A 12,820-nucleotide genomic window follows, 5' to 3' on the forward strand; every position below is an offset into this window, starting at 1 on the left:
AGAGACGGAAGCCGGAGGGAAATTACATCGCGGGGCGGAGGAGGCAAACGAAACAAAAGACGTATAGTGAAAGGAGTAAACAAAAGGAGTCGTACATAATGAAAAAGAAAACCATCTTCTTCGGGAGTATGTTGGTACTCGGACTGACAGTGGCGTGGTGGTCACGCGGGGGAGCAGAACCGGTCTTTAAGAAATCGTATCCGGTTCAAGCGACCAGTAAACACTATGAAGGAACAGTAGTCTGGCCGAAAACAAGCAATCAACAACAACAGGCAGGTGAAGCGAGCGGTGTCGCTGTTGGACCCAACGGAGACATTTATTACCTGCACCGGGCAAACGGGACATACGGCAGTAAGGCGATGATCAAAGAGGCAACAATTGTCGTGCTCGACGGTGAGACGCGGACCGTCAAGCGGACGATCGGTCAGAATTTGTTTCAATCCCCGCACGGGTTGGAAGTTGATGACGCCAACAACATCTGGGTGACGGACATCAGCTTGAACCAAGTGTTTAAGCTGAATCCGGAAGGCGACATTCAAGCGGTTTATGGACAAGCATATCCATTCGGAACGGAAGCGGGTCTTCGGATTCGCAACAAGCTGCCGAACTTCCCGGTCCGGTTGAACGCGTACCTGTTTGCCCGTCCGACCGATGTGACGGTGTTGCCGGACGGTTCGTTTGCAGTCGCGGACGGGTACCGCAATCACCGGATTGCGAAATTCGACCGGACCGGCAAGTTCGAGTGGGAAGTCAATCAATTGGGTTCGGCAGACGGTCAACTCAATTTGCCGCATGGCATCAGTAGTGATGACGCGTCGAACTTGTATGTTGCCGACCGCAACAACGCCCGGATTCAAGTATTTGACCGATTCGGTCATCATCAACAGACATGGGATCAACCGGAACTCGGTCGACCGTATGGGGTCGAAGTCGGACCGGACGGAAAGGTGTATGTCGCCGACGGTGGTGACTATTTGAATGGACGGACAACGGATGCGCGGAGTCAAATTATAGTGCTCGATCAACAAGGCACGATCCTGGACCGGTTCGGCAGCTTTGGCACGAAGTCCGGTCAACTGCGGATTGCCCATGATTTGGCTGTCGCAGACGACGGAACGATTTTTGTCGCGGAATTAATGAATAAGCGGCTGCAACAGTTTACACCCTCATCCGAAATAAGCCAAAGCAATTGAACAAGTGGTACACCTTAAGGTAACTGGTGTTCCAGCTCTTGTTTCTGACGAAAGTGATGCCGGGTATGCATTTCGATCAACTGATACCATTCACGGGCGTTCAGCCAACCGAACCCACCGTGTTTCGTTTTCGAGGTTGGATCAATCTGATCAAGTCGTGCCGACCAGTCTTCCATTCGTTCGACCAGTTGAACAAGACGGTGTCTTAACTGATCGGCACTGTCGGTATTGTTCGGTGGAGCATTCATCTCGTCCGGAAGCCTGACTTTGACGGGCGGAAAGGCAGCTTGTCGAAACAACTCTTCGCCATACGGCGTTTTTCCGGCAGTTGAGCGAGTGGTGCGTGAAGCACAGGCTTCGACTTCATTAAGATATTCGTGAGCGACCAGCAAGATGTGGTCATACATTTGACCAAGCGACCAGACACCCGGACGTGAAATGTAGTGCAATTCGTCTTCCGAATACCGATCGAGTTCTTGGTGCAGGTGAAGCAGACAGTCGATTCCTGTCATGGGAAGTCCTCCTTCGGCTGAACATCAGCAGGTTTCTTGACTATATCCTGACCGGCAACGGTCTAAACAAACCAAACAACAGGAGCCACAAGGAGAAATCCTCGTGGCTCCTGTTGTTAAATTAAGAGACTTTTGGTTCTTCTTCGACCGTCAGCGTATACAACGCCCGTTTCGCGCGATTCAAGACGATGGGTAACGTGATCAGTCCGATCAACAGGAAGCCAAGCGAAAAGACGATGTAGGTCGAACGGATCGAGAAGACTTCGGCGAGCATCCCGATCGATAACGTCAGTCCGATGACAAAGACCGACTCGGCGACGTTGAGGACGCCGGAGAAGCGGCCCATGATTGAAACCGGGACATTGTTTTGATAAAACGACAAGAAACCGGTGTTGGCAAACGATAAGGCGAACGTCAGCAGGAAAAAGCCGACCGCTGCCATGAAGAAACTGTCCGCCGTCGCAAACAGCAGATAACCGATCGGTGTCGTGACAGCACCGAATCCGATCAAGAAACGCAGGCTGAGCCACTTCGTACACGTCGCGTTGATGACGGAGCCGGCGATGATCCCGACGCCGGCGATACTGACGAGGAAGCCGTATGTACTCTCAGAAAACGCCAGCACCCGTGTCGCGAATGAGGCTTCGAGAGAATCGAGACCGGACATGAAAATCGTCATCACACAAAACAGACCGTAGACGAGTGTGATGTACCGGTGCTTGTGCGTAAACCGCAACGTCTCTTTCCAGTCGTCGGCAATCATCCGCAAGCTGAGGCGTTCGGCCTCGGCAAACGTCGTTCGTTTCTCCAAATCCGGCAGGAAAAACAGAATCAGCGCAGACAAGGCCAGCGCACCGGCGTTCATATAAATCGCAAATGCCGGTGAGCCGACAAGGAACAGGAGACCGGCAATCGTCGGTCCGAGAATGAAGCCGCAGGATTGGATGAAATTTTTTAAGGCGTTAAACCGTTGGCGGTTGTTGTGCGAGACGAGTTTCGTCATGTAGATCAGGGAAGCGGATTCAAACAAGGCACTGCCCATATTGATCAAAAAGACGAGGGCATAGAGGACAAACAACGAATCGATAAACGGAAGAATCGCAATCAGGACGGCTCGAGACACGTCAAGAAGCACCATCATGTTCCGTTTGTCGACCCGGTCAATCAGGCTTCCCGACCAAAAGCTCGTCAACAGCGCAGCGATTGGGACAAGCATGTAGAGGACGGAGACGGCAAATGCCGAATTCGTCCGGTCGAGCACGATCAAGTTCAGCGCGATGAAGTAGACCCAGGCGCCGAGATTCGAAATCCCGACACTCGTCAATAATAAAGCAGGGTGTTTCCATGTTTTGAAATCCATCCAGCATCGCCCCCAAAGTCAATCTGTTTTCGACAAATGTTTTTTGAATATATAGAAATTTATTACAATTGATATTACGGGACGGAGAGCGGCATTGCAAGAAGAAAATGGAAAAAGCCATCAAAAAGATGGCTTGCGGAAGGCGTTCAAGGGAGCAAGTAATCGAGCGTAGCAAACAGGCTCGTCAAGATAAAACAGATCAGCAACAAAGCGGACAACACAATCAAGTCGAGGTGTCGACGAAGTCCGTTCGTCAAGATAAAGAACAACGTCCAATAAGCGACGAACACGGTCAGCACAACGGATGTGACAGGCGCGTTGAGTGACGACAGTGCCGTGAATTCCGTTCGGAAATCCGGACTCGTGATGGCGTAAAAAGCAAATCCGAACGTCGGAAGCGCCCCGAGGTACAGCAGCCATTTCGGAAACTTCATGAAGTCACGCCTCCTTTTTAGATGATCAGACTTTCTTGATTGTACAGGATAAAAAGGAAACAGAAAACGAACAAAAATGTAAGGAAGTGTCATTTGAGGATAACGATTCGGTATACTAACAGAACGAAAGCGTTTCGGGATGCTCGTTCTTACGATCGTGGACGTTCAAAAATCAGTTCATAATAAGATCCGACCCCTACGCCGGACGTCACAAAATCAGGTGCAACGAGCTGAATGAACCGCCAGCCGTCCTCCGCTTGTTGGGTGATGACGTCCCGGTAATCTTCTTTCGGGTTGCCGGATAACCGCTTAAAATCAATCCGGATGAATTGGTATTCGAACATAATAGCCCCTCCTTTAATCGTCTTGTATCGTACGAACGCAAATAGGAAATGGTTCCCAGAAAGAAAACCTGAAAGTATGAATTCTAAACGAAGGAGCTAACCAATCAAATGATGAATTTAACGGCTAAACCCACCTTAATCGGAGAAAAGGTCATTCTCCGTCCCTTTGCAACGGAGGACATTCCATGGATTGAACGATGTTTGCTCGATCCCGAAGTCCTGACATTAACCGGAAGTTCCTCCGGTATCGACCGAAAGACCCTGCAAACGTGGTATGCCACAAGAAACGAACAACCGGATCGGTTGGATTTGGCCGTCATCGATCAGGAGTCGGGCGTACTGGTAGGGGAAGTTGTCGTCAACGACTATGAGCAACAACAGCAAAGCATGAATTTCCGGATTCTGATCGGAGCGGACGGCAGAAATCGTGGCTTGGGAACAGAAGCGACACAGTTGTTGATGGATTATCTTTTTCGGCACACGGCTTTACACCAACTGACCTTAAGTGTGTTGGCCATCAATCCAAGAGCGAGACACGTCTATGAAAAAATCGGTTTTGAAGTGACCGGTGTGGATGCCCGTGATGTAGAAGTCGAGGGGAAATGGATCGACTCGATCCAGATGGTCCTGACACGCAAAAAGGCGCTCAAATTATAACGAGGTTCAATCATTGAAACTACATGCATTTTCCAAAAAACAACCCGGTCGTTATCCGAAAAAAGCGGATAGGACCGGGCTGTTTCTGTTTAACGTTGTTTTTGATCCAACTCTCGTTCTTCTTCGTCATCATTCCAACCAAAGCTCAGGTCGACGCGGCGACCAATGAAAGATCGCAAGAATAGGACGAACGTCATGACGGGTAACATCCACCACCAGGTGTCCACGATATCAAAGTATTGTTCGATGTATAACCAGATAAACAGCGTGCTGACAAATAAAATCGTTTCTGCTGTCGTGATGAATTCTCTTTTTGGTTCAAACATCAACTAACCCCCAACGTATGTGTTTAAGAATGAATCGTTTCGGTCGACGACTGAGTGACGGCGACATCTTGCTGGTCGAGCTGATCAAACAGAATCGTCCGGTTCCGTCCTTGTTGTTTCGCCGTATACAAGGCATCATCAGCGAGCGTGCTCATCCGCTGAATGTGGACATGTTTCCCGTGGGCAATGCCGATTGAGGTCGTGACTTCAATCGCCGGGAACCCGTCGAGTTGAAACCGTTCCGTCGCAATCCGTTCACGAATCCGATTGGCGACCTTGACGACTTTTTGCGGGGACAGGTCATAGACGAGAATCATGAATTCCTCACCGCCGATCCGGGCCGTGATATCGTGCGGGCGGGTTTCTTCCTTCAGGATGTTGGCAAACTGTTGCAAGACGAGATCACCGTTACCGTGTCCGTAGGTGTCGTTGACATGCTTAAAGTGATCGATGTCGAGCGCAAGGACGTTGTAGATCCGTCCTTCTTGTTCGAGTCCTGCCGTCCGGGCATCCCAGACCCGCCGATTGTACAAACCGGTCAGGTGATCGAGTTCGGCTGATTTCTTGTACAGTTGGACCTGCTGATTCAAAGTCTGGAAATCAAGCGTTAACATGCTGGAGAGGACACCGACCGCAAGACCGATTGTCCAGGTCGACAGTAACAGCCGGAGTGCCGTGTCACTGAATCCTAAGTTGATCAGAACGGCGCATGTAATCATCAACAGGGCCCAGACGTTCAACGAAACGTTTTGCAGGAACGGCCGGTTCAACAACTTCCGGTGGATGTAAAGCATGCCGCTGCTGATACCGAGAATCGCGACGAAGGCAACGAAGGCCTGTGGTGTGACTCCAAATAAAAAGCGGGAACTGGCGATGATGGCTGTCGCAATAACGAGTGGAAAACGAATGCCGTAAAATGCCAATAAGACAAGTGGTAAATGCCGTAGATCCATCCGGAGGGAGTCGTTGACTTGAATGCCTTTGAACATTAACAAGACACCAAGTAATCCGGTCGCCAGTCCGATGATGATCGACTTCATCGTATAGGATGAAAACTGGGTGGAATGGATGATTTTCGAGATGATATAAAATCCGGTGAACGCGATACAAGCGTTGATCAGTAACTCGACGATGAACATGATTTTCCACATCCTTGACCTTGATACTTTCACGATACCATGCTGACAAAAGTTGTCAAACGAGAAGAACGAATAGGAACAGTTTTGGGACGGGAAATCGAGATGGATCGCAGTTACCGATTTAAGCATGCTGCGAAAAAAATGCATGGAAAGAACCCGACTGACTGAATAACTCCTGCTGGAACATTCGTCTGCCGGATAACGTCTGATGAATCCCTCTACTAGAAGTATACCGCGATTGCCCTAAAGGAAACAGACTACTTTTCTGTCAAATCGCACCTTATACTACAAGCAAGAACACTGGAGAGAGGAAGGGGATTTTGATGACAGACCAAACCGAAGTGCTGGACCGGGGACCGTTTTTTCACGGGACAAAAGCAGCATTAAACGTCGGCGATCAGTTGGAGGCGCATTTTCCGTCCAATTATCAGGACAAACACGCCAATTTCATCTATTTTACGGCAACGCTTGAAGCCGCCAAGTGGGGCGCCGAACTTGCCAAAGGGGACGGTGCTGAACACATCTATCTTGTCGAGCCGCTCGGGACGTTCGAAGATGATCCGAATTTGACCGATAAACGTTTTCCGGGAAATCCGACGCGGTCATACCGGTCGCAGCAACCGCTTGTGATTGTCGCGGAACTGGCGACATGGGAACGGCACACGGAAGAAGTGATCCAACAGATGAAAACGTCCCTCGCCAAGTTACGTACGGAAGGGAAAAATGTGATTTTAGACTGACCAAACAGAAGTCGGATCACGTCTGGAAACGATTGTAAAAAGCCGGCGGAATCTGTTTTGAAAAAAGGGGAATGAAGGATTCGTTATGCCATCATATAAGCTGTTCAGACGTAGAAAAGGAGACAGCTTATGCAGAAACGAACGATTCTCATCATCGAAGACGAAGTCGAAATCGCCGAACTCGTCTCGATCCATTTACGCAACGAAGGATTCGCTACGCTACTTGCTCATGACGGAAAATCGGGTCTGACGTTGTTTCAACAGCGGTCGATCGATCTTGTGATTCTAGACATCATGATGCCGGAAATGAACGGTCATGAAGTGTTGACGCAAATCCGGCAGATCAATCAGACACCGGTCATCTTTCTGAGCGCCAAACAGTCCGATTTTGATAAAATCAGCGGCCTGGTGATCGGAGCGGATGACTATATGACGAAACCGTTTAACCCGTTGGAGTTGGTCGCCCGGGTCAATGCCCAGTTACGGCGCGCCTTTCAATGGACAGGACAGACAGCTTCATCCAAGGCAGACGTAATCAACATTCAAAACGTATGTCTGGATGCGGATCAACGGACGGTGCTGGTCAATGAACAAAAGGTTAATCTGACACCAAAAGAGTTTGAGATCTTCTGGTTACTCGCCAGCTCACCCAATCAAGTGTTCAGTTCAGAAAAAATCTTCCAGCGTGTGTGGAAGGAGGATTATTTTGAAGGGGCCAACACTGTCATGGTTCACATCCGGACCTTACGGAAAAAGATTGAGGACACGAACAAAGCGAACAGGTTGATCGAAACGGTCTGGGGAGTCGGGTACAAGGTGAATGCGTAAATTCATCAACAGTTTCCGGACCCGGATCATCTATCTGTTCATCCAAAGTCTGCTGATTGCAGCAGTCGTCACGTTCGCGATCTATAAATCCCTGCAATATTATTACCATCACCACGTCTTTTACGGCGATACCTACATGAAGTACCGATTTTGGATGCGCGAAGTCGGCGATATTTATGTGTTTTTAGCGCTATATATTCCCTTCGCCATCCTCGTTTTCTACTTATTGACGCGGACTTATACGAAATACTTCAATGAAATCTCGACCGGGATCCGCCAATTGGCAGCCGGTGATTTTTCGCACCAGATCGAGATTTCCTCAAAAGATGAATTTCGTCAGATCGCAAACGATCTCAACGAGGCGAGCAGTGGATTGCGGACCGCGATTCAAGCCGAGACGTTAGCGCAGCGCAGTAAAGAAACACTGATTGCCAATTTAGCCCACGATCTACGGACACCCCTGACATCGGTGACCGGCTACTTGGACTTATTGAACCAGCCGTCCATTACTGCCGAGCAACGCATCGCTTATACAAAGATTGCCTATAAAAAATCCCGGGATCTCGAGGAGTTGATGGAAACCCTGTTCGATATCTCGAAACTGGACCTGTCGCTCAAGGCGACTGAACAGTCAATGGTTGATCTGCATGAGTTGTTGCTGCAACTCCTGGACGAGATGTATCCGATGATCAGCCGAGTCGACGGTCGGATTGACCAACAAATCGCTCCGAATCTCACCGTTTACGGAAACGGAAAAGAACTGGCGCGGGTCTTCGAGAATCTACTCAGTAATGCCCTGCGGTACGGGGATGTGAGCCGACCGATCGAGGTTGAAGCAACCCGACAAGGTGAGGTCATCACGATTCAGATTGCCAACTACGGTCCGCCGATTCGCAAAGAGGACGTCCCGCATCTGTTTGATATGTTTTACACGGTGGATCAAGTCCGGAACATGCCCACGAAACAGACCGGTCTCGGATTGTTCATTGCGAAGACAATCGTCGAGAAACACGCAGGGACGATTGAAGTCAAACAACCGGATGGACAGATTCGGTTCGAAGTCACGTTGCCGTCCGATTTAAGAAATCTTTAAGGTTTTTCCCGACTTTCCTTTAAACCCTTTTCTTTACGCTGAGTGTAAGGAAGTAAAGGAGAGGGTCTAACATGAAGAAAACAATCGCCGTCCTTTTAACGTGTCTCATCGTCTATCAATTGTATGTAAGCCGGACACCGGCTTTGACACAATCGATCTCCTTAAAAGAGGTTTCCGTGCATCAGGGAGATTTGGTGTTAATCAATAAGCAGACGAAGATTCAACAAGATCCCCGTAATTTATCTGCTGTTGCCAAACAGGTCTCGGAAACAAGCGTTGAGCCTGATGTACTGCTTGAGGATCATGTCGCAACCGCCTTACACCGGATGATGCAACGGGCGAAAAAGGTCGGCATCGATCACTTTCGAATCAATAGTGCCTACCGAAGTGGGAAGCTGCAACAGGCATTGTATGAAGAATACGGTGCGGACTTTGCGTTGCCTGCTGGACACAGCGAACACCAGACGGGTCTGTCGGTAGACATCGGCTCGACACGCGGGAAAATGAAACAATCGAAAGAGGGCAGATGGCTTGCCAAACATGCGCATCAGTTTGGATTTATCATCCGTTATCCAAAGGGAAAAGAGAGCGTGACGGGGATCTCGTTTGAACCGTGGCACATCCGCTATGTCGGTCTGCCGCACAGCGTGAAGATGTATGAGGAGAACTGGGTGCTCGAAGAATATTTGAATTACCTTAAACAAGAACATACCTATCAGATTCAAACTGCCGGTCATACCTATTTTGTGCAATACTCCAAACACCGCGCACTCAAAATTCCGGATACGCCCGTCTTTCACGTGTCCGGGACCAATACAAAAGGTTTTATCGTCACGTCACGGTTACCAAAATGAGTGAGGAGGAATCGTATGTACCCGTCGAACGAAGCAAACATTCAGATTCAAGCCGTCAAATATGACGAGTCCCTGCATTGTAAGTGGGAAACGGTTTTGTTGACCGAAACCGAGCGGTATCTGGTCGTCTACGGACGACCGGGCCGTGTTTTGCACCATCATACACGGAACCAGACCTTCATCTGCGACACGCCGTCACTCGAATACTATGATTTGCAGGACGGCTATACCGTCAATCTTGATCTTGAGCAGGAAGGACAAGTCCGCTACTACTGCAACATTTGTCTGCCAACAGAGCGGACGGCTTCCGGTCTCCGGTTCGTCGATCTGGATCTGGATCTCGTACGGAACACGGCAGGTCAATGGACGGTTGTCGACGAGGATGAATTTTTGGAAAATCAGCGGACGTATCATTATCCGGATGAGGTCATCGAAGGGGCAAAGCAAATGCTGCGCCGTCTGCAGAACAAAATGGAACAACAGGATTTTCCGTTTGACGGATTCTTGGAAAAGTGGATGCAACGAGTGAACAAGAAGATTGATTCATAGGAATATTTTTTGTTTCCGGTACGTGTATTCGGTAACGTCGATTTCGAATTCGATTCTAGAGAGGTGCGTCACAAGCATGCTAAGCAACATAAAAAATACATACGGTAAAGAATACGATACGTATCAAAAATACTACCAAAAAACGATGCAACTCATTTTGGTAGTGGGTCTCCTCACAGCGCTGTTGGCTTTTGGAGTCGCCTTTTATTTTGAAGAGTTTATCATCGAACAAGCAACTACAATCGCTGAGCAAATGCAAAGTGATTCAAGTGAACAGAATCACGAGAGTCAATTTATGTCTACTTTTTCCAATAATATTTGGATTGGTGCCGTCATCATCATCTGTGGCTTGATACCGATCTTTGGAATACCGGTCCTTTACGCGCTCCTCTCTTTTGCTGCTGTCGGAATCATTGCGGGCTATGGCATGATCATGGAGTATGACGTACTTAAGACGATACTGGTTTCTTTTGTCCCTCATGCAATATTTGAGATCATTCCTATTCTATATTCGGTCGCGATTGGAATGTATGTGAATCGAAACATTATGAGTAAACTATTCTTTAAGCGCCGAACCTCTGAACCACTAAGAAAAATGGTGGTTCAGAGTCTCGTAGGTTATCTAATTGTGGTCATCCCTGTATTCTTTGTCGCAGCACTCATCGAAAGTTTTGTGACGACACGCTTGATTGATGTATTTTTATGATATGACCTTCTATTTACAACAAATTACAGCCAACCGCCGGATTTCACCGGCCATCGCTTGATTGACAGGATGCAGTTGCTCGAGCCACTCGAGCAGCGCGAGCGCGGATTGCGGGACCCGGCTGTATCCTTGGAGCACGTCAGCAAACCGTTCCTGTGCTTGCGGAAATCGTTGCTCGGCCCGGCGTTCGTTGCCGTACTGATCCGGATAATGGACGACTTCCGGCTCGAGCAGATGAAGGACGGACAGGAGTTGGGAAAAGGCATGCTGTTCGACGAGTTGCAGACCGGACAGCCGTTCCCCGCGGGCGTAGCGGCATAGTCCGACATAAAGATTCGTCAAGGCCTCGTTCAGCGCAAAATCAAGGGTGTCCCGTCGAATCGAGGGTGGTGTTTGTTTGGAGACGGTTACATCTGCCCCGGGAAACGTCGGGTCTTGCCAGACAATCCGACCGGGAGAAAAGGCAATCTCCGACATCTCGTCGAGTTCAAAAATCGCGCACTCGCCGTAAATCCCATCGGCAAATAACAGCTTGAAGCCGTCGACCGTGTTTTGGAAAATGAAGCTGAGCGGATGGACGGATTCGAGCCAATCCAGTTGGTCGAGGAACCGTTGTTTTTGTCCCGGTTTCGTGATGACGAAAAAATCGAGATCGGAATAATCATCAAGCCGTTCCAATTCTTGACCGACCGAGCCGAGTCCAAGCAATAACCAGGCCTGTTGTGTGTGTGCGAGCTGGTGACCGATCTGGTCAAGACGTGCGAGTAGAGTATGTTGTCGTTGTGGCATCGAAAAGCTCCTTTAAAGTAATGGTTAGTGTGAAAGCGTTCTCCTTTCCAGTCTAACCAGCTTGAGATTTCCGTCAAGGCAAGTTATCATCAATTGATACGTGCGATATCCTAAATGATGGAAGGAGATATGTCATGGATTTACTGATTGTCCTCTTGATTGGTTCTTTTGTCTTGAGTGGTCTGATGCTCTTGACGATCATCAAGGCCGTTTTTTCGGCCTATCAAAAACAAACGATTTCGATGTCAAAGGCCATCACCCTCACGCTTGGCATGGCGGCGTTCAGCATTGTTCTCGCAGGCGTTCTCCCTTATGTGTATCTCCAATTCATGTGAAAAACAGGTACGGCTTTTCGGAACAGTTGATTCCGAAGACCATGCCTGTTTTTTTTTCGAACAAATGGGCGGAGCGTCCTGTTATTGCTTAATAGAAAGGAGGAATTTCCTCCTGAATCAAAAGGAGGACCCGTTCATGCAACCTTACTTACGTGTCGAGCACCACTTGTTACGCGACGGAACAGACTTTTCATCCGTCCATGAAAAAATGATTTACCTGATTCTGTGCAGTTATGCCGGACAGGATGGACTGGCGTTTCCGTCGCATCAAACGCTTGCGGACGCTGTTCCGTGCGGCAAGACAACCGTTAAGACTTGTCTCCAGACGCTTGTCGAAAAAGGCTGGATCGAGAAAGCCGAACGATTTGACCGGCACGGAGGGCAGACGTCAAACGGGTACCGCATCTGCGCGGACAACCCGGTCGGCTCCCGGCAGCAGGCCGGTCAAACGACGCCTGCCGGGGTGGCGGATCGTGCCCCCGAAGAAAAAGGGGTGAAGAAACAGATCTTAAAAAAAGAATCACCTTCACCATCGGATCAAGGAATCGATGGTATCATCCGTTTCTTCGAAACGGAGATCGGACGGATCACCCCGTCCATTCGGAATCAGCTCGGACAGCTGCTCGACGAGACAAGTCCTGCCGTTATTCAACATGCGATTGAACAGGCGGCAACGGCAAACGTCCGAAATTGGAACTATGTCAAAGCCATCATCACCAAACTGAAGCAACAGAACCTGTTGACGCTGGAGCAAATCAACAGACATGAAGCAGAGCGCCGCAACAAGCGTGTTCGGCGTCAAACGAACCGTTCGGCTTCTGGGAAATTACCGGACTGGGTCGAGCGGGAGCGGTGGCAACAACAGCAAGCGGAACGGGAACAAAAACGCCGATTCGAGCAAGCCGTTCCCGATCAGACAGAACTGAATCAACTGTTGGCAGCACTCATTTAACGAGGAGGA

General features: G+C 49.2%; 18 protein-coding genes. 11 read left to right on the forward strand and 7 right to left on the reverse strand.

Translation table 11 applies throughout. From position 1 onward, the window contains the following. Positions 1-98 precede the first annotated feature (98 nt). Entirely contained in the window at positions 99-1,193 is a 1,095-nt protein-coding gene (locus tag KNP87_RS08310; protein ID WP_214721408.1) for a peptidyl-alpha-hydroxyglycine alpha-amidating lyase family protein, read from the forward strand. Between the two features lie 14 nt (positions 1,194-1,207). Here KNP87_RS08310 and KNP87_RS08315 read toward each other — a convergent pair whose 3' ends face one another. From KNP87_RS08315 to KNP87_RS08330, 4 genes are all read right to left on the reverse strand, one after another. Further along, a complete protein-coding gene (locus tag KNP87_RS08315) occupies positions 1,208-1,705 on the reverse strand; it encodes a DinB family protein (protein ID WP_214721409.1) in 498 nt (165 codons plus the stop codon). A gap of 121 nt (positions 1,706-1,826) precedes the next feature. Next, positions 1,827-3,065 carry an MFS transporter gene (locus KNP87_RS08320; protein ID WP_214721410.1) on the reverse strand — a complete coding sequence of 413 codons (1,239 nt, stop codon included), beginning with the start codon at positions 3,063-3,065 and terminating at the stop codon, positions 1,827-1,829. A gap of 146 nt (positions 3,066-3,211) precedes the next feature. Beyond that, a complete protein-coding gene (locus KNP87_RS08325) occupies positions 3,212-3,499 on the reverse strand; it encodes a hypothetical protein (RefSeq protein ID WP_214721411.1) in 288 nt (95 codons plus the stop codon). A 149-nt stretch (positions 3,500-3,648) separates the two neighbouring features. Next, entirely contained in the window at positions 3,649-3,843 is a 195-nt protein-coding gene (locus tag KNP87_RS08330; RefSeq protein ID WP_026833144.1) for a DUF4177 domain-containing protein, read from the reverse strand. A gap of 108 nt (positions 3,844-3,951) precedes the next feature. Between KNP87_RS08330 and KNP87_RS08335 the strand changes: the two genes are divergently transcribed. Beyond that, positions 3,952-4,500, forward strand: a complete 549-nt coding sequence (locus KNP87_RS08335; protein ID WP_251135507.1) for a GNAT family N-acetyltransferase — start codon at positions 3,952-3,954, stop codon at positions 4,498-4,500. Between the two features lie 89 nt (positions 4,501-4,589). Here the strand turns inward: KNP87_RS08335 and KNP87_RS08340 are convergent, their stop codons facing one another. Both KNP87_RS08340 and KNP87_RS08345 read right to left on the reverse strand, forming a co-directional pair. Next, on the reverse strand, positions 4,590-4,826 hold the full coding sequence (locus tag KNP87_RS08340; protein WP_214721412.1) for a hypothetical protein: 237 nt from the start codon (positions 4,824-4,826) through the stop codon (positions 4,590-4,592). A 23-nt stretch (positions 4,827-4,849) separates the two neighbouring features. Beyond that, a complete protein-coding gene (locus KNP87_RS08345; protein ID WP_251135508.1) occupies positions 4,850-5,965 on the reverse strand; it encodes a GGDEF domain-containing protein in 1,116 nt (371 codons plus the stop codon). Positions 5,966-6,004: 39 nt separating this feature from the next. On the opposite strand from KNP87_RS08345, the gene KNP87_RS17335 reads away from it, so the two are divergent. The 7 genes from KNP87_RS17335 (at position 6,005) to KNP87_RS08375 (ending at position 10,735) form a co-directional block, all read left to right on the forward strand. After that, a complete protein-coding gene (locus KNP87_RS17335) occupies positions 6,005-6,133 on the forward strand; it encodes a hypothetical protein (RefSeq protein WP_285801233.1) in 129 nt (42 codons plus the stop codon). A gap of 155 nt (positions 6,134-6,288) precedes the next feature. Beyond that, entirely contained in the window at positions 6,289-6,705 is a 417-nt protein-coding gene (arr, locus tag KNP87_RS08350) for an NAD(+)--rifampin ADP-ribosyltransferase (RefSeq protein ID WP_119922784.1), read from the forward strand. A 129-nt stretch (positions 6,706-6,834) separates the two neighbouring features. After that, positions 6,835-7,533, forward strand: coding sequence for a response regulator transcription factor (locus tag KNP87_RS08355; protein ID WP_119922785.1), 699 nt, complete (start codon positions 6,835-6,837; stop codon positions 7,531-7,533). Further along, on the forward strand, positions 7,526-8,626 hold the full coding sequence (locus KNP87_RS08360) for a sensor histidine kinase (protein WP_119922786.1): 1,101 nt from the start codon (positions 7,526-7,528) through the stop codon (positions 8,624-8,626). The genes KNP87_RS08355 and KNP87_RS08360 overlap by 8 nt, the downstream gene beginning before the upstream one ends. Positions 8,627-8,697: 71 nt before the next feature. Then, on the forward strand, positions 8,698-9,480 hold the full coding sequence (locus tag KNP87_RS08365) for a M15 family metallopeptidase (protein WP_214721414.1): 783 nt from the start codon (positions 8,698-8,700) through the stop codon (positions 9,478-9,480). A 15-nt stretch (positions 9,481-9,495) separates the two neighbouring features. Continuing rightward, positions 9,496-10,029 (forward strand): DUF402 domain-containing protein, encoded by a 534-nt coding sequence (locus tag KNP87_RS08370; RefSeq protein ID WP_214721415.1) that lies wholly within the window; start codon positions 9,496-9,498, stop codon positions 10,027-10,029. Between the two features lie 76 nt (positions 10,030-10,105). Further along, positions 10,106-10,735, forward strand: a complete 630-nt coding sequence (locus tag KNP87_RS08375; RefSeq protein ID WP_214721416.1) for a stage II sporulation protein M — start codon at positions 10,106-10,108, stop codon at positions 10,733-10,735. 9 nt (positions 10,736-10,744) lie between these two features. Here KNP87_RS08375 and KNP87_RS08380 read toward each other — a convergent pair whose 3' ends face one another. Next, positions 10,745-11,524: a hypothetical protein gene (locus KNP87_RS08380; RefSeq protein ID WP_214721417.1), complete on the reverse strand. Its 780-nt coding sequence runs from the start codon at positions 11,522-11,524 to the stop codon at positions 10,745-10,747. 134 nt (positions 11,525-11,658) lie between these two features. Here KNP87_RS08380 and KNP87_RS08385 point away from each other — a divergent pair, with 134 nt between their 5' ends. Together KNP87_RS08385 and KNP87_RS08390 are read left to right on the forward strand one after the other, a co-directional pair. Beyond that, entirely contained in the window at positions 11,659-11,859 is a 201-nt protein-coding gene (locus KNP87_RS08385) for a hypothetical protein (RefSeq protein WP_214721418.1), read from the forward strand. Positions 11,860-11,995: 136 nt separating this feature from the next. Further along, positions 11,996-12,811 carry a DnaD domain protein gene (locus tag KNP87_RS08390; RefSeq protein ID WP_214721419.1) on the forward strand — a complete coding sequence of 272 codons (816 nt, stop codon included), beginning with the start codon at positions 11,996-11,998 and terminating at the stop codon, positions 12,809-12,811. Positions 12,812-12,820: the final 9 nt, after the last annotated feature.

This window comes from Exiguobacterium sp. s192 (genome assembly GCF_018618795.1).
Lineage (GTDB): Bacteria > Bacillota > Bacilli > Exiguobacteriales > Exiguobacteriaceae > Exiguobacterium_A > Exiguobacterium_A undae.

Bases quoted from the DNA above. Each gene is read 5' to 3' on its own strand.
- KNP87_RS08310 (WP_214721408.1), top strand. From the start codon at position 99: ATGAAAAAGAAAACCATCTTCTTCGGGAGTATGTTGGTACTCGGACTG.
- KNP87_RS08315 (WP_214721409.1), bottom strand. From the start codon at position 1,705: ATGACAGGAATCGACTGTCTGCTTCACCTGCACCAAGAACTCGATCGG.
- KNP87_RS08320 (WP_214721410.1), bottom strand. From the start codon at position 3,065: ATGGATTTCAAAACATGGAAACACCCTGCTTTATTATTGACGAGTGTC.
- KNP87_RS08325 (WP_214721411.1), bottom strand. From the start codon at position 3,499: ATGAAGTTTCCGAAATGGCTGCTGTACCTCGGGGCGCTTCCGACGTTC.
- KNP87_RS08330 (WP_026833144.1), bottom strand. From the start codon at position 3,843: ATGTTCGAATACCAATTCATCCGGATTGATTTTAAGCGGTTATCCGGC.
- KNP87_RS08335 (WP_251135507.1), top strand. From the start codon at position 3,952: ATGATGAATTTAACGGCTAAACCCACCTTAATCGGAGAAAAGGTCATT.
- KNP87_RS08340 (WP_214721412.1), bottom strand. From the start codon at position 4,826: ATGTTTGAACCAAAAAGAGAATTCATCACGACAGCAGAAACGATTTTA.
- KNP87_RS08345 (WP_251135508.1), bottom strand. From the start codon at position 5,965: ATGTTCATCGTCGAGTTACTGATCAACGCTTGTATCGCGTTCACCGGA.
- KNP87_RS17335 (WP_285801233.1), top strand. From the start codon at position 6,005: ATGCTGACAAAAGTTGTCAAACGAGAAGAACGAATAGGAACAGTTTTG.
- arr (WP_119922784.1), top strand. From the start codon at position 6,289: ATGACAGACCAAACCGAAGTGCTGGACCGGGGACCGTTTTTTCACGGG.
- KNP87_RS08355 (WP_119922785.1), top strand. From the start codon at position 6,835: ATGCAGAAACGAACGATTCTCATCATCGAAGACGAAGTCGAAATCGCC.
- KNP87_RS08360 (WP_119922786.1), top strand. From the start codon at position 7,526: ATGCGTAAATTCATCAACAGTTTCCGGACCCGGATCATCTATCTGTTC.
- KNP87_RS08365 (WP_214721414.1), top strand. From the start codon at position 8,698: ATGAAGAAAACAATCGCCGTCCTTTTAACGTGTCTCATCGTCTATCAA.
- KNP87_RS08370 (WP_214721415.1), top strand. From the start codon at position 9,496: ATGTACCCGTCGAACGAAGCAAACATTCAGATTCAAGCCGTCAAATAT.
- KNP87_RS08375 (WP_214721416.1), top strand. From the start codon at position 10,106: ATGCTAAGCAACATAAAAAATACATACGGTAAAGAATACGATACGTAT.
- KNP87_RS08380 (WP_214721417.1), bottom strand. From the start codon at position 11,524: ATGCCACAACGACAACATACTCTACTCGCACGTCTTGACCAGATCGGT.
- KNP87_RS08385 (WP_214721418.1), top strand. From the start codon at position 11,659: ATGGATTTACTGATTGTCCTCTTGATTGGTTCTTTTGTCTTGAGTGGT.
- KNP87_RS08390 (WP_214721419.1), top strand. From the start codon at position 11,996: ATGCAACCTTACTTACGTGTCGAGCACCACTTGTTACGCGACGGAACA.